Annotated in this window: 13 protein-coding genes; 10 read left to right on the top strand and 3 right to left on the bottom strand. The window is 68.2% G+C overall.

What is annotated here, in order from left to right; translation table 11 throughout:
- Positions 1 to 3 precede the first annotated feature (3 nt).
- The 9 genes from N5I32_RS11285 (at position 4) to N5I32_RS11245 (ending at position 13806) form a co-directional block, all read left to right on the top strand.
- A complete protein-coding gene (locus tag N5I32_RS11285) occupies positions 4 to 999 on the top strand; it encodes a glycosyltransferase family 2 protein (RefSeq protein WP_261495779.1) in 996 nt (331 codons plus the stop codon).
- Positions 996 to 5585, top strand: a complete 4590-nt coding sequence (locus tag N5I32_RS11280) for a MupA/Atu3671 family FMN-dependent luciferase-like monooxygenase (RefSeq protein ID WP_261495777.1) — start codon at positions 996 to 998, stop codon at positions 5583 to 5585. The genes N5I32_RS11285 and N5I32_RS11280 overlap by 4 nt, the downstream gene beginning before the upstream one ends.
- Positions 5586 to 5596: 11 nt before the next feature.
- On the top strand, positions 5597 to 6277 hold the full coding sequence (locus tag N5I32_RS11275) for a 4'-phosphopantetheinyl transferase family protein (protein ID WP_261495776.1): 681 nt from the start codon (positions 5597 to 5599) through the stop codon (positions 6275 to 6277).
- Entirely contained in the window at positions 6277 to 7254 is a 978-nt protein-coding gene (locus tag N5I32_RS11270; protein ID WP_261495774.1) for a hypothetical protein, read from the top strand. Before N5I32_RS11275 ends, N5I32_RS11270 begins: the two co-directional genes overlap by 1 nt.
- A gap of 46 nt (positions 7255 to 7300) precedes the next feature.
- Entirely contained in the window at positions 7301 to 8899 is a 1599-nt protein-coding gene (locus N5I32_RS11265) for an O-antigen ligase family protein (RefSeq protein WP_261495772.1), read from the top strand.
- Positions 8900 to 9006: 107 nt separating this feature from the next.
- Complete coding sequence (locus N5I32_RS11260) at positions 9007 to 10311, top strand: NAD(P)/FAD-dependent oxidoreductase (protein WP_261495755.1); 1305 nt, start codon at positions 9007 to 9009, stop codon at positions 10309 to 10311.
- 119 nt (positions 10312 to 10430) lie between these two features.
- Positions 10431 to 11327 (top strand): acetyl-CoA carboxylase, carboxyltransferase subunit beta, encoded by an 897-nt coding sequence (gene accD / locus N5I32_RS11255; protein WP_261495753.1) that lies wholly within the window; start codon positions 10431 to 10433, stop codon positions 11325 to 11327.
- An 84-nt stretch (positions 11328 to 11411) separates the two neighbouring features.
- On the top strand, positions 11412 to 12683 hold the full coding sequence (locus tag N5I32_RS11250; RefSeq protein ID WP_261495750.1) for a bifunctional folylpolyglutamate synthase/dihydrofolate synthase: 1272 nt from the start codon (positions 11412 to 11414) through the stop codon (positions 12681 to 12683).
- 100 nt (positions 12684 to 12783) lie between these two features.
- On the top strand, positions 12784 to 13806 hold the full coding sequence (locus tag N5I32_RS11245) for an LLM class flavin-dependent oxidoreductase (protein ID WP_261495749.1): 1023 nt from the start codon (positions 12784 to 12786) through the stop codon (positions 13804 to 13806).
- 74 nt (positions 13807 to 13880) lie between these two features.
- Here the strand turns inward: N5I32_RS11245 and zapE are convergent, their stop codons facing one another.
- Complete coding sequence (zapE, locus tag N5I32_RS11240; RefSeq protein ID WP_261495747.1) at positions 13881 to 14972, bottom strand: cell division protein ZapE; 1092 nt, start codon at positions 14970 to 14972, stop codon at positions 13881 to 13883.
- A 182-nt stretch (positions 14973 to 15154) separates the two neighbouring features.
- Between zapE and N5I32_RS11235 the strand changes: the two genes are divergently transcribed.
- A complete protein-coding gene (locus N5I32_RS11235) occupies positions 15155 to 16393 on the top strand; it encodes an MFS transporter (protein ID WP_261495743.1) in 1239 nt (412 codons plus the stop codon).
- Between the two features lie 28 nt (positions 16394 to 16421).
- On the opposite strand, the gene N5I32_RS11230 is transcribed toward N5I32_RS11235, so the two are convergent.
- Together N5I32_RS11230 and N5I32_RS11225 are read right to left on the bottom strand one after the other, a co-directional pair.
- Positions 16422 to 17339 carry an ornithine cyclodeaminase family protein gene (locus N5I32_RS11230; protein WP_261495742.1) on the bottom strand — a complete coding sequence of 306 codons (918 nt, stop codon included), beginning with the start codon at positions 17337 to 17339 and terminating at the stop codon, positions 16422 to 16424.
- On the bottom strand, positions 17336 to 17962 hold the full coding sequence (locus N5I32_RS11225) for an HAD family hydrolase (RefSeq protein ID WP_261495740.1): 627 nt from the start codon (positions 17960 to 17962) through the stop codon (positions 17336 to 17338). The genes N5I32_RS11230 and N5I32_RS11225 overlap by 4 nt, the downstream gene beginning before the upstream one ends.
- Between the last annotated feature and the right edge of the window lies 1 nt (position 17963).

Below are 17963 nucleotides of genomic sequence, written 5' to 3'. Positions count from 1 at the left end.
GCCATGGCGACCGTTCTTGTCAGCATCGTCAACTGGCGTACCGCAGAGATGGCGCTTGAGGCGGCAAGGGCCGCCGCAGCGGCGATGGAAGGCATCGAGGGCGCCATCACCATCGTCGACAACGCCTCGGGCGACGGGTCGGAGGAGGCGCTGCGCTCCGGTGTCGCGCGGCTTGGCCTTCTCCGGGTCAGCGTGATCCAGTCCGGCCGCAACGGCGGCTATGGCGCGGGCAACAACGTTGCCATCAGGGCGGGCCTGCCCGACGGGTCGGCGCCCGATTTCGTCTACGTGCTGAACCCGGATGCCTTTCCGGCCAGAGGGGCGATACGGGCATTGCTCGACCACATGAGGCGGCACCCGGAAACGGCCATCGCGGGCAGCCATGTGCATGGCCCGGACGGCGCCCCGCATGCCTCGGCCTTTCGGTTCTTCAGCCTCGGGTCGGAGTTCGAGGATGCCGCCAAGACCGGCCCGATCTCGCACCTTCTGGCCGATCGGATCGTGCCCCTGCCGACACCGTCCGAAACCACGCGTGTCGACTGGGTTTCGGGGGCCTCCATGCTGATCCGTCGGTCGGTGCTGGACCGCATCGGCCTTTTCGACGAGGCGTTCTTTCTCTACTTCGAGGAAACCGACCTTTGCCTGAGGGCCGCGCGGGCAGGCTTTGCGACGGACCATGTGCACGACAGCGATGTGACCCACATCGGCTCCGTATCGACCGGCGTGTCCAACCTCAGGCGCCTGCCGGGGTACTGGTTCGACAGCCGGTTCCTCTATTTCGCAAAGAACCATGGGCGCGGATATGCCATTGCCGCGACGATGGCGCGAGCCGCCGGATGCCTCGTGCTCGGGTTGCGTCGGCTTGTCAGCCGGAGGGCGCAACAGAACCCGCCCCATTTCCTGCGCGATCTGCTTGCGCATGGTTTCAGAACCCGCTGGCGAATCGGCGTGGCCGATCTGGCAACGCCAGGTGCCGCCCCGGTACGGAGTGACTCATGACACGCCCTTCGGCTCTCTTCGTCGGCAGCGAATCCCTGACCATCCAGTGCGCGGAACTCTGGATCGCGGCGGGCAACGACGTGGTTGCGGTCGTGACGCGCAGTCCGGATGTCGCACGCTGGGCACGCGACCGAGGATTGCGGGCAGATGAGCAATCGGCGGATGTCGCAGACCGGCTTGAAGGGGCGGGTTACGACTGGCTCTTTTCCGTCGCGAACCTGCACGTCCTGCCGAAGGCCATGGTGGCGGCCGCGCGCAATGGGGCGATCAACTTTCACGACGGGCCTCTGCCGCGGCACGCCGGGCTGAATGCACCTGTCTGGGCGCTGCTTCAGGGTGAAACGCACCATGGTATCGCCTGGCACCTGATCGAGGGCGGGATTGACGAAGGCGCCATCCTCGAGGCGCGGGAATTCGACATCGGCCCCGCGGAAACGGCACTGACGCTCAACACCCGGTGTTTCGAGGCGGCGATCGAAAGCTTCGGCGCTCTGGTCGCGTCGATCGGGGCGGGCACGCTGCAGCCGCGCGCGCAGGATCTGACGCACCGCACCTGGCACGGTCGTGACGACCGGCCCCGTGCGGCAGCGGTGATAGACTTTGCCGCTACCGCCGATAACGTGGCGCGTTTCGTGCGCGCGCTCGACCATGGCGGCTACTGGAACCCGCTCGCAGTGCCGAAGATCGCCGCGGGCGGCAGGGTCCTGGCGGTCGGGGCCGCCGAACCGGCACAGGGGGAGGGACCGGCGGGGCTGGTCCTCTCGGCCGATGACGAAGGGCTTGCGGTTGCCTGCGGACAGGGCGCCGTGATGCTCAGCGGTCTGCGTGACATGGATGGCCGGCCGGTCAGCCCGCGCACGCTCGATCTGGTGGGGCAGCTGCTGTCCGCGCCAGCCGATGACGAGGCGGCCGCGCTGACCGAGGCCTTGGCTGCGGTCGTTCGAGGTGAAGGCTACTGGCGCGAACGGATGCGGTCCCTTCGCCCGGTGGACCTGCCCTTGGCCCGGCCGTCTACCGGCAGAACTTCCTGGCGCCGGATCGCGTGCGACATCGCCGGCGGCGATGCAGCCCGGGGCGCGGTTGCACTGGCGCTTTTCGCGCGCGCCTATGGTGGTGGGGAGCCTATGGATCTGGCCTTCCATCTGGCCGGCGGCCCTCAGGCGAAGGGATACCTGTCGGACTGGGTGCCGCTGCGCGCCGGGGCGGAATCTGCCGCCGGCGATTTTCTTCAGGCTTTCAGGTCGGACCTTGCCAGCGCAGTGAAGTGCCCGGCCTTCGCCTGCGACCTTGTTCTGCGCGATCCCTCCATCGGCAGGTCCGCTCCACCGGCGGTCGCGCTCAATCTCGGGGCGGATGCACCGGTCGAGGGCAGTGTCGTCACGCTGTCGCTTTCGGCGGAGGGGGCGGGCCTGCATTTTGACGCCGAACGTCTCGATCCGGCGACGGCGTCCATGTTCGCGGCCCGGATTTCGCATCTGGCCCGAGTGCTGGACGAAGCGCAGTCCGGAACCGGCCTTTCGTCGCTGCCACCGATGCCGGACAGCGAAGCGGCGCTGCTGCTCAAGGAATGGAACCGGACCGACGCCGATTTCGACCCCGATCTTTGCATCCATCGCGCGTTCGAGGCGCAGGTGGCGCGCACGCCGGATGCGGTGGCGCTGATCCATGAGGGTGAGAGCCTGACCTATCGCGAACTGAACGAACGGGCAAACCGCGTCGCCCATGTCCTGGGTGACATGGGGGTCGGCCCCGGAACGCTCGTGGGGCTGAGTGCCCGGCGTTCGCCGTCCCTGCTGGTCGGTGCGCTCGCGATCCAGAAGGCAGGCGGTGCCTATGTCCCGCTCGATCCGGCCTATCCGGCCGACCGCATCGCGCTTTACGTCGAGGATTCGGGATGCCCGGTCATCGTGACGGAAAGCGCGCTGGCCGGCAGCCTGCCCGCCAGCGACGCCGTGGTCCTGACGATCGACGACGATCCGCGGTTGGGTGCGGCGGGGACGCGGAACCCCGAGGTGCCGGTGGCCGGAACCGACCTGGCCTACATGATCTACACCTCGGGTTCGACCGGACGCCCCAAGGGCGTGATGATCGAGCACCGGAACGTCCAGAACTTTTTTGTGGGCATGGACGCGCACGTGCGCCACGACCCGCCCGGCACATGGCTGGCGGTCACATCGCTGTCGTTCGACATCTCGGTGCTCGAACTGTTCTGGACGCTGGCGCGCGGCTTCCGCGTGGTGATCATGGGCGATGCAGATCGCGCGATGGTGTCCGGCGGGGCCGCGGCCCCTTCCTTCCGCGGGATGGAGTTCAGCCTTTACTACTGGGGCAACGACGACGGGGTGGGGCCGGCCAAGTACGATCTTCTGCTGGAGGGGGCGAAGTTCGCGGACCGGAACGGATTTTGCGCCGTCTGGACGCCCGAGCGGCATTTCCACGCCTTTGGCGGCCCCTATCCCAACCCTTCGGTCACGGGCGCGGCGGTCGCCGCGGTGACGCAGAACCTCTCGGTGCGGGCGGGGTCCTGCGTCGCGCCGCTGCACCATCCCGCCCGCATCGCCGAGGAATGGGCAGTCATCGACAACCTGACGAGCGGGCGCGCGGGCCTTGCCATCGCCTCGGGCTGGCAACCCGACGATTTCGTGCTCAGGCCGGAAAACACGCCACCCGCGAACAAGGCGGCGATGTTCGACGCCATCGACAAGGTCCGCCGCCTGTGGCGCGGCGAGGCGGTGGAGTTTCCCACGGCGTCCGGCAAGCCCTTCGCGGTGGTGACGCAGCCGCGCCCGGTATCGCGCGAGGTGCCGATCTGGGTAACGACGGCGGGCAACCCCGAAACCTGGCGCGAGGCCGGGGCGGTCGGCGCGAACGTGCTGACCCATCTTCTCGGCCAGTCGGTCGAGGAGGTGGCGGGCAAGATCCGGCTTTACCACCAGGCGCTGCGCGATGCGGGGCACGATCCGGCCCGTCACACCGTGACGCTGATGCTGCACACCTATGTTGCCGCCGACCGCGACGCCGCGCGCGAGACGGCACGCGGGCCGATGAAGGATTACCTGCGTTCGGCCGCGGGGCTGATCAAGCAATATGCCTGGGCCTTCCCCGCCTTCAAGAAGCCGCAAGGCGTCACCAACCCGATGGACATCGACCTGCGGTCGCTGAGCGAGGAGGAGCTGGAGGGTGTGCTCGACTTCGCCTTCCAGCGCTACTTCGAGGACTCGGGCCTTTTCGGCACCGTCGAGGATTGCCTCGTGCGGGTGGAGGAACTGAAGCGCATCGGGGTGGGGGAAATCGCCTGCCTGATCGATTACGGTATTCCGGTTCAGACCGTTCTTGACGGTCTGGTTCCGCTGGCCGAGGTGCTGCGCCGCGCCAACGACACAGCGCCGGCAGAGGCGGAGGACTACTCCATCGCCGCGCAGATCGCCCGGCATGGCGTCACGCATCTGCAATGCACGCCGTCAATGGCGCGGATGCTGGTGACGAACGCTGAGTCGCGTCTGGCCCTTGGCGGGCTCACCGACCTGATGATCGGGGGCGAGGCGCTTCCCGGGGCGCTGGTCGCCGATCTTTCCGAGGCGACGCGGGCGCGTCTTATGAACATGTACGGCCCGACCGAAACGACGATCTGGTCTGCCGTGGGGCCGGCCGAGTCCGGGGCTGCCGTCGCCCCGGTGGGCCATCCCGTGGCCAACACCCGGCTTTACGTTCTCGATCCGGAATGCGCTCCGGTGCCGCTGGGCGTTGCGGGCGAGCTGTGGATCGGCGGCGACGGAGTGGCGCGCGGATACTGGAAGCGTGACGACCTGACCGAGGAGCGGTTCCGCCCGGACCCGTTCAACGGTGGTCGCATGTATCGCACCGGCGATCTGGTACGGCAGCGCGCGGACGGGCGCTTCGACTTCCTGGGACGGCTTGACCATCAGGTAAAGATCCGCGGTTACCGGATTGAACTGGGTGAAATCGAAGCCGCTGCCGAAGCGGCGCCCTTCGTGCGGCAGGCCGTGGTCGTCGCGCGCGAGGATGTTCCGGGCGACCTGCGTCTGGTGGTCTACGTGACCGCGGCGGAGGGATTCGCGGCCGAAGGTCTTGCGGCCGACCTGAAGTCCCGGCTTCCGGCCCACATGGTGCCCGCGCATGTCGTCCGCCTGCCGGAAATGCCGCTGACGCCCAACGGAAAGGTCGACCGCAAGGCACTTCCCGCACCCTCGCAGGCTGCGGCGGAGGTGGCCACAGCTGACTTCGTGCCACCTGCCGCCGGGGTCGAGGAGACCATCGCCGGCATCTGGTGTCGCATCCTGAACCTGCCCAAGGTCGGAGCCGAGGACAATTTCTTTGCCCTCGGGGGGCATTCGCTGCTGGCGGTGCAGGCGCATCGCGACATCCGCGCCGCGCTCGGCGGCACGAAACTGTCGATCACCGACATCTTCCGCTTCCCGACCCTTTCGGCTCTGGCCCGTCATCTGGACGCGCGCCCCGCGAACGCGCCCGGCCTGCACATGGCGGCCGTCCCGAATGACCGCGCGGCGATGCGGGCGGATGCGATGTCGAAGCGTCGTGCGCTTCGCGCGGGTCGCGGCGCATGAGGATGGGGGTCGTGGCCGACATCTCCGCCGCGATGCGCACGCTTCTGCCGGCCGGCGCCGCCGTCGCCATGGCCCCTGTCGTGCGGAACACCGACGGGCTCTGGCCAACGGAAGAGGTCGCCATGGGCCGAGCGGTTCCGGCGCGTGTGGCGGAGTTCGCCGCCGGCAGACGTGCCGCGCGCCGCGCGATGGCCGAACTTGGCTTGCCGCCGTCAGCGATACCGATGCGCGCCGACCGTTCCCCGGAATGGCCGGAAGCGGTCACGGGCTCGATCACCCATACCGGCGCCCTGGCAATGGCGGCGGTCGCCCCGGTGACGGCCCTTGCTGCGGTCGGCATAGACGCGGAGCCTGACGAACCCCTGCCGGCGGGCGTGGAAGAGATTGTCCTGAACCCCGAGGAGCGGCGCTGGTGCGCGGCCATGGCCCACCCCGCCCGGGCCGCCCGGCTGATCTTCGTGGCCAAGGAAGCGGCCTACAAATGCCAGTATGCGCTAACGCAAGCGCTCTTCGGGTTTGATACACTCGACATCGCGGTGGGTGCGGGGGACCGTCTGACAGCCACCTTCACGCGAAAGGTGGCACCGTTTGCCGCGGGTGCCCGGATCGAGGGGCGCGCGGCCCGGAGCGGGGGGCTGCTTCTCGCGGCTTTCTGTGTGACGGCGCAGGTTGGTGCGGCGGGCGAAGGATGATGCGCCGGTCGCTGATCTTCGCTGCACTGGTCGCTGCCGGGGCGCTGGCCGCCGGGGCCGTCGCCTGGCGTCGCCTCAGACGTGACCCGACGTTGCCACCGGCCCGGCGCCCGTTGGACTGGGACGCGTTCAACAGGGCTTATGACCGCCCGCTTGATCCGCCGTCCCGTCCGCTGCGCGTCTTTCACCTGGGTCACAGCCTCGTCGGCCACGACATGCCGGCCATGCTTGCGCAGCTTGCAGGTCCGGGGCACCGCTATGAAAGCCAGATCGGCCGGGGAACGACGCTTCGAGCGCACTGGGAAGACCACATCCCGATCGAGGGATATGCCGAGGACAATGCCCACGACCGGTTCCGCCCCGCGAAGGAGGCGCTCGCCAGCGGCGATTACGACGCGGTGATCCTGACCGAACGCGTCGAGATTCGGACCTCGATCGAGGAGGAGGCAGGCCCCGCCTATCTGGCGCTTTGGGCAGGGCTCGCCCGGCAGGGAAACCCCGACGTGCGGGTCTATCTCTACGAAACCTGGCACTGGCTGAACGACGAGGGCGGCTGGCTGGTCCGTCTTGACCGCGACCTGCCCCGCTACTGGATCGGAGAGATGATGCGCGGGGCGGCAGCCTGGCAGGGTGGCGCGCCCATCTATCTGATCCCCGCGGGGCAGGCCCTGGCCCGGATCGCCCGCGCGGCCGAGTCGGGAACGGTTCCCGGCATACGCAGCCGCGAGGAGTTCTTCGCACGGACCGCGAACGGCGACCTGGACCCGATCCACATCGGCGACCTGGGGTGTTTTCTGGTGGCGCTGACCCATCATGCGGTTCTATACGGGGTCGAGCCGCCGGGACTGATGCAGGAAATCCGGCGCGCCGACGGAACCATGGCCGACCTTCCGGCCGACCTGGACCGGCGCGCCCTGTGGCTCATGATACGCGAGGTGGCCGGCACCTTGCCCGAAACGGGACTGGCACGGAATTGACGGTAGCCGGGCAAACAGATCGAGCAACGGGGGCGCGCCAAGGCTGATGCCCAACTCCTTTGCCTATATCGCGCTTTTCTGCTGGCCTCTGGTCATGGTCTGCTTCTTCGCGCTTCTTCCCCGGGCGCATGCGATCGCGCTGTCGATCATCGGCGGCTACCTGTTCCTGCCGGTTCGGGCGGGCTTTGATCTGCCGATCCTGCCGGTGGTGGACAAGACACTGATCCCCGCCATGTTCACAGGGATCCTTTGCCTTGTCATGCCGGACCGGGCCCTTCGCGCGGGCAGCGGCGGCGCGGCAGTGCTTCAGGCGACACGTCAGCGGCCGATTGCGGAACACGGGACCGGCCAGCGCGTCACGATCCAGAACCGAGATGCGCAGGGCGGGCAATTCGCTGAAGCGGCCGGCCGGGACAGGGTCGCCCGCGCGATCCTTCTGTCGCTGTTTGTCCTGACCCTGATCGCCCCTTTCTTCACCGCGCTCACCAATCCGGAGCCGCTGGTCTTCGGCCCGAGGTTCCTGCCCGGGCTGCGGCTCTACGATGCATTCTCGATGGCCCTGGCCGAGGGAATATACCTTCTGCCGTTCCTGATCGGCTGGCGCTACATGGCCGGCCCTAGGGAACAACATGTGCTGACCATGCTGCTTGTCCTATCGGGGCTGGTCTATTCGCTGGGTGCGCTGTTCGAAGTGCGGATGAGCCCGCAGCTCAACACCTGGATCTACGGGTTCTTTCAGCACCAGTTCTCCCAGCACATGCGCGAGGGCGGTTTCCGACCGATCGTGTTTCTGGGCCATGGGCTTGCCCTGTCGATGTACCTTGCCGTGACGGTCTTCGGCGCCGTCGCGCTCTGGCGGCAGGCCAGAGCGGAACGGAAGGGAAGTGCGAACTGGATCCTGGCGGCGGCCTGGATGTTCATGACCCTTGTCCTGTCGAAGTCTCTCGGGGCGCTTGCGATCGCGATCGGCTTCGGTGCCGTTCTCATCGCCGCGGGCAAGAGGCCGATCACGGTCTTCGCTGCGGTGATCGCAACGCTGGTGATCATCTATCCCGTCCTACGCGGCAGCGGACTGTCGCCCGTCCAGTATGTCTACGAGACGGTCAACTCCTTCAACGCCGAACGCGCCGCGTCCTTCAAGTACCGATTGGACAACGAAGACGAGCTTCTGGCGCGGGCCAACCTCAAGCCTCTTTTCGGATGGGGAAGCTGGGGCAGAAACCGGATCTTCGACCCGGTGACGGGAGACGACGACAGCGTGACCGATGGCGACTGGATCATCACGATCGGGGTCACGGGCTGGCTCGGCTACCTGGCGCGCTACGGACTTCTGGCGGTGCCGCTGATCTTCCTTGCGCGCCGCAGGAAGGCCGGGCAACTCACCTTCGTGACGGCTGGCCTGTGCCTGATCCTGGCGGCCAACCTGCTGGATGCCATTCCCAATGCAACGATCGTGCCCGTCACCTGGCTGATCGCGGGTTCGCTGGCGGGATTCGCCTGCCGGGAGTATGCCGCACGGCCGTCGCCTTCCCCTGCTGCGCGGGTGCCCGAGCCTGCGCCGCAATCCGAGCCTGCGCCACCTGAACCTCCGCCGTCGCCAGCCGCGGCGCGCGCGCCCCTCCGATTCACCCGCACCCGGGGCTGAGAGGCCAATGCGAATGACCCAACGCGCCTGCCTGCCACGGGCGCGCTTGACCGCGCGTGGGCCGATCCGCAAGAGTTGCCGCGAGCGACACGCCGGAGGAGGGCCGCATGCCGGTTTCGGACCAACTGTTCACGCCCGATTTCCGTGCGGAACCCTTCTGGTGGGACAGGACGCCGCGCCCGGACATACCCCGCGCCGATCCCCCGGCAAGGGCCGATGTGGTGATCGTCGGATCAGGCTATACCGGGCTACATGCCGCCATCCAGACTGCCCGGGCCGGCCTCTCTACCGTTGTCCTTGACGCAAGGGATGCCGGCTGGGGCTGTTCCAGCCGCAACGGCGGCCAGATCTCCACCAGCATCAAGCCCGGCTTCGCGGAGCTTTCCCGGCGCCATGGCGAAGACACCGCCCGCGCGATCCTGAACGACGGGCAGGCGTCCCTCGCCTTCATCGGCGACTTTGTCCGGGCCGAGCGGATCGAATGTGATTATCGGATCGTGGGCAGGTTTCACGGGGCGCATCTGCCCAGGTCCTATGACAAGCTTGCCCACGACTGCGCGGCGGGAAACCCGGTTTTCGCGACCGATGCCTTCATGGTTCCAAGGGACGCCATGGCTCGCGAGCTTTGCACCCGCGCCTATCACGGGGGATGCGTCTATCCCCATCACGCCAGCCTCGACCCGGCGCGCTATCACGCGGGTCTCCTCGACCTCGCGCGGGCCGCCGGCGCCATCATCATTCCGCACTGCGCGGCCACCGGCCTCGACCCGTCGCCGACCGGCACCACCGTCACCACGTCGAGCGGCCGCATCCGCGCCACCCGCGTCATCCTTGCAACCAACGGCTACAGCGGCGCGCTTTCTCCCTGGCACCGCCGCCGGGTCATCCCCATCGGGTCCTACATGATTGCGACCGAACCAATCGCGCCCGAGGTGATGGACAGGCTTTTCCCGACCGACCGCGTGGTGACGGACACCCGCAAGCTCGTCTACTACTACCGCCCGTCGCCCGACCGCCGGCGCGTGCTTTTCGGCGGCCGCGTTTCGGTCAAGGAGACCGACCCGATGAAAAGCGCGCCGCGACTGCATGCCGAACTGGCACGGCTCTTCCCGGAACTGGCGCAGGTCCGCGTCTCGCATTCCTGGATGGGGTTCGTCGGCTACACCTTCGACACGCTGGCCCATGTCGGCGAAACCGACGGCATCCTTCACGCGATGGGCTACTGCGGTTCCGGCGTGGGCATGGCGAGCTACCTCGGCATGAAGCTTGGCCGCCGGGCCGCCGGGCAAGGGGAGGCGGAGTGCGGACATGAGCGCAGGCCGTTCCCGACCCGCCCGCTCTATTCCGGCAACCCCTGGTTCCTCGCACCGATGGTAACCGCCTACCGCATCCGCGACCGGTTCGGAATCTGATGCCGCCGCTGCCAGCCACCGGCCGGCGCTGGCCCGTGGCACCGCTGGCCGCACGATTGCATTTCACCCCCGACCAGACTATCTGGAACGCCTGACACGACAGAGCGGGACCCCGAGAGATGAACTGGATCACCAACTATGTCCGTCCGAAGATCAACTCGCTCTTCTCGCGCCGCGAGGTGCCCGAGAACCTCTGGACCAAGTGCTCCGAATGCGGGACCATGCTCTTCCACCGCGAACTGGCCGACAACCAGAACGTCTGCACCAACTGCGATCACCACATGGCGATCACGCCGCGCGCGCGTTTCGCCGCCCTCTTCGACGGCGGCATCTTCGCCGAGGTGAAGGTTCCCGAACCGGTCGCCGACCCGCTCCACTTCCGCGACCAGAAGAAATACCCCGAACGCATGAAGTCCGCGCAGAAGACGACGGGCGAGAAGGAGGCGATGCTGGTCGCCGAGGGCGAGATCGGCCGCACGCCGATCGTCGCCGCCGCCCAGGACTTTTCCTTCATGGGCGGCTCGATGGGCATGTATGTCGGCAACGCGATCATCGCCGCCGCCGAACGCGCCACCAAGCTCAAGCGCCCGCTCGTCCTCTTCTCCGCCGCCGGCGGGGCGCGGATGCAGGAAGGGATCCTGTCGCTGATGCAGATGCCGCGCACCACCGTCGCGGTGCAGATGCTCAAGGACGCGGGCCTGCCCTACATCGTCGTCCTGACCCACCCCACCACCGGTGGCGTCACCGCCTCCTATGCGATGCTGGGCGACGTGCAGATCGCCGAGCCGAACGCGCTGATCTGCTTCGCCGGCCCCCGCGTCATCGAACAGACGATCCGGGAAAAGCTGCCCGAAGGCTTCCAGCGGGCCGAATACCTTCTTGACCACGGCATGCTCGACCGCGTGACCCACCGCTCGAAACTGCGCGACGAACTGGTCACGATCATCAGGATGCTCACCCGTCAGTCGCCCGCCATCAAGGGCGACCTGCCCGCGCCCAAGACCGAGACGACATAACTTCTTCTTTTCCCAAATATCCTCGGGGGGTCCGGGGGGCAGACGGCCCCCCGGCCCGGCCGGAGCAACCGCAGCGAGGCCGCCATGTCCCAGGGTTCCGATGTCATCCTGTCGCGGATGATGGCCCTGCATCCCAAGATCATCGACCTGACGCTCGACCGGGTCTGGCGCCTTCTCGCGGCCCTTGGCCATCCCGAACGCGACCTTCCCCCAGTCATCCACATCGCCGGCACCAACGGCAAGGGCTCAACCCAGGCGATGATCCGCGCCGGGCTCGAGGCGATGGGCGACACCGTCCACGCCTACACCTCGCCCCACCTCGCGCGCTTCCACGAACGCATCCGCTTGGCTGGCGAGCTGATCTCGGAGGATCGGCTGAGCGAGATCCTCGCCGAATGCGAGGCGGCGAACGGCGGCATTCCGATCACCTATTTCGAGATCACGACCTGCGCGGCGCTTCTCGCCTTCGCGCGCACGCCGGCGGACTGGACGCTGCTCGAAGTCGGCCTCGGCGGCCGGCTCGACGCGACAAATGTCGTGGAGAAGCCCCGCCTGACGATCATTACGCCGGTGTCCATCGACCACCAGCAGTATCTCGGCGAAACCCTGCCCGAGATCGCCGGCGAAAAGGCCGGGATCCTCAAGCGCGGCGTGCCCTGTGTGGTCGGCCCGCAGGAGGAGGCGGGCCTTCGCGTGATCGAGGAGAGGGCCGCCCGTCTCGGCGCGCCGCTCCTTGCCCACGGTCAGCACTGGCACGCCTGGGAAGAACGCGGACGACTGGTCTTCCAGGACGAGAACGGCCTTCTCGACCTGCCCTTGCCGAACCTGCCCGGACCCCACCAGATCGACAATGCCGGCGCCGCCCTTGCCGCGCTGCGCCATCTCGGCGCGGATGAGGCCGCCTGCGAGGCGGCGGTGACCCGGGCGTTCTGGCCCGCGCGGATGCAGCGCCTGACGCGGGGGCCGCTTGTCGATGCCGCGGGGACGTGCGAGCTTTGGCTCGACGGCGGCCACAATCCGGCCGGCGGGGTCGCGGTGGCGGCGACGCTGGCGCGGATGCCCGCGAAGCCGACACATCTGGTCCTCGGCATGCTCAACACCAAGGATATCGCGGGGTATCTGCGCCCGGTCGCGGCGCAGGCGCAAAGCCTGACCGCGGTGTCGATCCCCGGCGAGGCGAACACGCTCAGCACCGAGGAAACCCAGGCCGCCGCCGCGCGCGCGGGGATCGCGGCCGGAACCGCCGGCAGCGTGCTGGAAGCGGTCCGTGCCATCGCCGCGCGCGATGCCGGGGCACGCATCCTGATCTGCGGGTCGCTCTATCTCGCCGGCGGCGTCCTCAGGGAAAACGGCTGATCCCGCCGACCGCGCCGGTTCGGCGATGCCCTGTGCATCGCTGCACTTCCGTGCGCGGCCGCGTGCAGCTATGCCTTGGGCCGGATCAGCGGAGCGCGACATGGCCCTCGAACTTGCCCTCGATACCTTCGGCGATGTGACCCTGGGCGCCGATGGCGCACTGAAGCCGCAGGACCAGGTCATCCGCGACGTGATCGAGGAGGCGGTGCTCGCCGATCAGGTCGGCGTCGACTTCTTCGGCCTCGGCGAACACCACCGCGACGACTTCGCGATTTCGGCACCAGAGGTGGTGCTGGCCGCGATCGCCGCGCGCACCCGGCGCATCAGGCTGGGCACCGCGGTCACGGTTCTGTCCTCGGACGATCCGATCCGGGTGTTCCAGCGCTTCTCGACGCTCCATGCGCTGTCCGGCGGTCGGGCGGAGGTGATCCTGGGTCGCGGCTCCTTCACCGAGAGCTTTCCGCTCTTCGGCTTCGACCTTGGGGATTACGAGACGCTGTTCAACGAGAAGCTCGACCTGTTCGCGCGGCTCCTGCGAGAGCGGAAGGTCAGCTGGTCGGGAACCACCCGCCCGCCGCTCAGGGCGCAGGCGGTCCACCCCTCACTCGCGCAGCCGCTGAAGACCTGGATCGGGGTCGGGGGCACGCCGGAATCGGTCATGCGCGCGGTCCACTACGAGATGCCGATGATGCTGGCCATCATCGGCGGCGCGGCGCAGCGGTTCCGCCCCTTCGTCGAGCTTTACCGCCAGGCGCTGGAGCAGGCGGGGCGGCCCGCGCTGCCGGTGGGCGTCCATTCCCCCGGCTTCGTCGCCGCGACGGACGAGGCCGCGCGCGAGGGCATCTGGCCGGGCTACCGGGCGCTGCACGACCGCATAGGCCGAGAGCGCGGCTGGCCGCCGACAAGCCGCGACCAGTTCGAGCGCGAGATTGCGCACGGGGCGCTCTATGTCGGCGCGCCGGAGACGGTCGCGCGAAAGATCGTGGCCACCGTCCGCGCGCTGGGCCTCGACCGGTTCGAGATGAAGTATTCCTCCGGCCCGATTCCGCACGATCTGCTGATGAAGTCGGTGGAGCTTTACGGCACCCGTGTCATCCCGCTGGTGCGCGACATGCTGGGGTAAGGCGCCCCGCGCGCCGGGGGAGCCGCCGGCCGTCCGGGCATCGAGCCCGGCACGCCCGGCGCTGCCGCGGGACATCAGCGCGGGCCGGTTCCCCAGTCCGCCGCCTGCATCTCGCGCAGGCGGCTGGCGGTGCGCTCGAACTCGAACGATCCCTCGCCTTCGGTGTAAAGACGTTCCGGGTCGTCCGCCGCCGAACAGATCAGCCGCACCTTCGCTTCGTAAAGCGCGTCGATCAGCGTCACGAATCGCCGCGCCTGGTTGTAGTTCTCGGACGACAGCCGCGGCACGTCCTCAAGGATCAGGACCCGGACGGCCCCGGCGATGGCAAGGTAGTCGGCCGGCCCCAGCGCGCGGCCGCAGAGGTCCCAGAACGAGGCGCGCGCCACGCCAGCGTGGTAGTCGGGGATGACGACCTCCCGCCCCTTCACGGTCAGCTTCAGTTCCGCGTCACCGCCCCCGCCGGTCAGTTCGGCCCAGATGCGGCCCAGCGCCTCGCGCGCGGTGCGGTCGGCGGGTGCGAAATAGACCTGCGCGCCCTGAAGCCTGTGCTGGCGATAGTCGGTTTCGCTTTCGATCTCGACGACCGCCATCCGCTCCTTCAGGAGCTGGATGAACGGCAGGAACAGCGGGCGGTTCAGCCCGTCCTTGTAGAGATCGTCGGGCGCACGGTTCGAGGTGGTGACAACCGTCACCCCACGGTCGAAGAGCATCTGGAAAAGCCGCCCGACGATCATCGCGTCGGCGATGTCGGTGATCTGCATCTCGTCGAACGAAAGCAGGCGGAGCTTGCCGGCGATGTCGTCGGCGACGGGGCGGATCGCGTCGTCCACCCCGGTCTTGCGCGCTGCGTGAAGGGCAGCCTGCACCTCCTGCATGAAGGCGTGGAAATGGACGCGCCGCTTCGGCTCGATCGCGACATGGGCGTGGAAAAGGTCCATCAGCATCGACTTGCCGCGCCCGACCCCGCCCCAGAGGTAGAGGCCCCTGACCATCTCGGGCGCCTTGCCGAAGAGCCCGCCGAGAAGACCTTTCCGCCGGCCGTTCCCCGCCTCGAGCGCGGCGCGGATGCGGTCAAGCTCCGGCAGGACGGCGCGCTGCGCCGCATCCTGGCGCAAGGCGCCCGCATGGGTCATCCGGTCGTAGATATCCGTCAGGCTCTCGCTCATCCCCATCCGATAGCTGGATGGCCGGGAAGTGAAAAGGGGGAGGGTAGGGCCATCGTCGCGCACGCACACGCATGTCATCGCCAAGGTGAATTGTTCCGATCACAATTGGCGATTTGACGAAGGCGCGGCGGCGGGGCATCTTCGCGCGTCCCTCCTGCCCCCCTCCTGCCTTCGGAGTTCCCATGCCCGCCCGCGCGCCGCTTTTCACGCCCGTCCTGATCGCGGGCTGCATCATCATCATGATCGGCTTTTCGATCCGGGCAAGCTTCGGGGTCTTCCAGATCCCCATCGCGTCCGAGTACGGCTGGCTTCGCGCGGATTTCTCGCTGGCGATCGCGGTGCAGAACCTGGCCTGGGGCATCGGCCAGCCGCTGTTCGGCGCGCTGGCTGAACGCTTTGGCGACCGCAGGGCCATCGTGATCGGGGCGCTGACCTATGCAGCGGGGCTGGTCCTGTCCTCGTTCGCGGTGACGCCGGGGCAGCACCAGATCCTGGAAATCCTCGTCGGCTTTGGCATCGCCGGCACCGGCTTTGGCGTCATCCTTGCCGTGGTCGGTCGCGCCGCCCACCCCGAGAACCGGTCCGTCGCGCTGGGCGTCGCGACGGCGGCGGGTTCGGCCGGGCAGGTCTTCGGCGCACCGACGGCTGAATTCCTGCTGGGCTTCTTCCCCTGGCAGACCGTGTTCCTGATCTTCGCGGCGGCCATCCTGGCCAGCCTTTTCGCGCTGCCGATGATGCGCGCGCCGGAACGGGCGAGCCGGGCGGAGCTTGAGGAAAGCATGGGGACGGTCCTGAAGAAGGCGTTCCGCGACCCGTCCTATTCGCTGATCTTCCTGGGCTTCTTTTCCTGCGGCTACCAGTTGGCGTTCCTCACGGCGCATTTCCCCGCGATGATCACCGAGATGTGCGGCCCGATCAGCCCCACCGGGATGCTGGCGGGGCTGGGTGTGTCGTCCACCTCCGCTCTGGGGGCCGTGGCGATATCGCTCATCGGGCTGGCCAATATCGGCGGGACCATCTTTGCGGGCTGGCTGGGCAAGCGCTACACCAAGAAATACCTGCTCTCCGCGATCTATGCGGGCCGCACCATCGTCGCGGCGGTCTTCATCCTATTGCCGATCACGCCCGCCTCGGTCGTGGTGTTCTCGCTTGCCATGGGGGCGCTCTGGCTGGCGACGGTGCCGCTGACCTCGGGGCTTGTCGCGCATATCTACGGCCTGCGCTACATGGGCACGCTCTACGGCATCGTGTTCTTCAGCCATCAGCTGGGCGGCTTCCTCGGCGTCTGGCTGGGCGGGCGGATGTATGACGTCTACGGGTCCTACACGGCGGTCTGGTGGATCGGCGTGGCGGTTGGCGCGTTTTCGGCGATCGTCCACCTGCCGATCCGCGAACGGTCGCTGGTGCCGCAGGCGGCCTGAGGACGGGGCACCGCCGGCAGACCAGTGGCTAGCCGGCGCTGTGGACCGCGTTCAGGATGTAGCGCGCCGTCATCAGGTCAAGATGGGCGCCGCCGCCGTTCTTGCACAGCGTGATTTCGTCGTCTGACCGGCGGGTGAAGGCGCCCGCAGCCAGATCGTAGAAATCGCCAAGGATGTCGCCCTCGGAAATCGCGCCCGCTGCGATGGGGTCGATGATTTCCCCGATGTGGTGAACCGTGGTGGCGCGGGCATCGACGAAGATGCGGGCACGGCGCATCACCGCGTCGTCGCATTCGCGCATGTCCTTTCGGTAGGCGCCGATCAGGTCGAGGTGCGTTCCGGGCTTCAGCCAGTCGCCGCGGACGAGCGGGGCGGTGGCCATGGTCGCCGTGGCGATCACATCGGCCTGGCGCACCGCGGATTCGAGGTCGGGCTCGACCGTGGCGCCGGTTTCCTCGGCGAAGACGCGGGCGGTGTCGGGGGACCGGGTCCAGACATGGAACCGGGCGCGGGGGAAGGCCGCGGAATAGGCCTCGATCATCGACCGCGCAACGGTGCCCGCGCCGACCAGGAGAAAGCGTTCGGCATCCTTCCGCGCGAGGTGACGCGCAGCCAGAAGGCTGTCGGCGGCCGTCTTCCACTTGGTCACCAGCGCGAAGTCGATATAGGCCTCGGGGATGCCCATCCGGTCCTCGAAAAGCGCGACCGCGCCGTGGAGGTTGGGCACGCCATGGCGGAGATTGCCCGGGAATATCGTCGCCGCCTTGACGGCAAGCCCCATGCCGTCGATCCAGGCCGACCGGGTCAGGAGCGTATCGGGGCCGCGCCGCAGGAAGGTGTCGCCCACCTCGGCCCGGGGCAGGCGATGGCCCGCCTCCATCGCCTCGGTCAGCGCGATCCAGTCAAGCGTTGCCTCGGCTTCCGGCCCGATGATGTCGATGGTCATGTCGCGATGTCTCCTGGTTCCAGCAATCCTTCGTCCACCAGTCGCGCCGCCCAGCCTTCGTGGCCTGCGAAGTGCTGGACCTGCCAGCCGCGCGCGGCGGCGGCGGAGATGTTGTCCGCCCGGTCGTCGGTGAACAGTAGCCGTCCCGGCGCGACCCCGCAGTCCTCCTCCACCATCTGGTAGATGCGGACCTCGGGCTTTATGACGCCCATGTGGCCCGAGACATAGGCGCGGTCGAACTCGTTGAGGAAATCGTACTGCGTCTGCGCGTAGGCAAAGCTGCCGATCCCGAAGTTCGTCAGCGCGAAGACGGGAACGCCGCGGGCGCGCAGCCGGCGCAGCAGCGCGACCGAGGGCGCGATGGCGGGTGAGGCCATGTGGATCCAGCTGTCGTGCCAGTGGCGGATCGGGTCGCGCCAGCGCGGGTGGCGTTCGGCCATCTCGTAGATCGTGCCGCGGAAGTCCGCGCCCCGGTCGATCCGGTCGTTCATGCCGTGCAGGTCCACCTCGGCGAACATCGCCTCGCGCTCCGCCCGCGGCATGATCGTGTCGTAGAACCGTTCCGGCTGCCACTCGATCAGCACGTTGCCGATGTCGAAGATCACCGCCTCGGGCCGTGCCATG

Origin of the sequence: Albidovulum sediminis, assembly GCF_025380365.1 — a bacterium.
GTDB lineage: Bacteria > Pseudomonadota > Alphaproteobacteria > Rhodobacterales > Rhodobacteraceae > Albidovulum > Albidovulum sediminis.
Note: the sequence above shows the minus strand (reverse complement) of the source record. Positions and strands in the feature narration are given on the sequence as shown.

Excerpts from the sequence above, each read along its gene's own strand:
- N5I32_RS11285 (WP_261495779.1), top strand. The coding sequence starts at position 4 with ATGGCGACCGTTCTTGTCAGCATCGTCAACTGGCGTACCGCAGAGATG.
- N5I32_RS11265 (WP_261495772.1), top strand. The coding sequence starts at position 7,301 with ATGCCCAACTCCTTTGCCTATATCGCGCTTTTCTGCTGGCCTCTGGTC.
- N5I32_RS11230 (WP_261495742.1), bottom strand. The coding sequence starts at position 17,339 with ATGACCATCGACATCATCGGGCCGGAAGCCGAGGCAACGCTTGACTGG.
- N5I32_RS11245 (WP_261495749.1), top strand. The coding sequence starts at position 12,784 with ATGGCCCTCGAACTTGCCCTCGATACCTTCGGCGATGTGACCCTGGGC.
- N5I32_RS11280 (WP_261495777.1), top strand. The coding sequence starts at position 996 with ATGACACGCCCTTCGGCTCTCTTCGTCGGCAGCGAATCCCTGACCATC.
- N5I32_RS11270 (WP_261495774.1), top strand. The coding sequence starts at position 6,277 with ATGCGCCGGTCGCTGATCTTCGCTGCACTGGTCGCTGCCGGGGCGCTG.
- zapE (WP_261495747.1), bottom strand. The coding sequence starts at position 14,972 with ATGAGCGAGAGCCTGACGGATATCTACGACCGGATGACCCATGCGGGC.
- accD (WP_261495753.1), top strand. The coding sequence starts at position 10,431 with ATGAACTGGATCACCAACTATGTCCGTCCGAAGATCAACTCGCTCTTC.
- N5I32_RS11260 (WP_261495755.1), top strand. The coding sequence starts at position 9,007 with ATGCCGGTTTCGGACCAACTGTTCACGCCCGATTTCCGTGCGGAACCC.
- N5I32_RS11235 (WP_261495743.1), top strand. The coding sequence starts at position 15,155 with ATGCCCGCCCGCGCGCCGCTTTTCACGCCCGTCCTGATCGCGGGCTGC.
- N5I32_RS11225 (WP_261495740.1), bottom strand. The coding sequence starts at position 17,962 with ATGGCACGGCCCGAGGCGGTGATCTTCGACATCGGCAACGTGCTGATC.
- N5I32_RS11250 (WP_261495750.1), top strand. The coding sequence starts at position 11,412 with ATGTCCCAGGGTTCCGATGTCATCCTGTCGCGGATGATGGCCCTGCAT.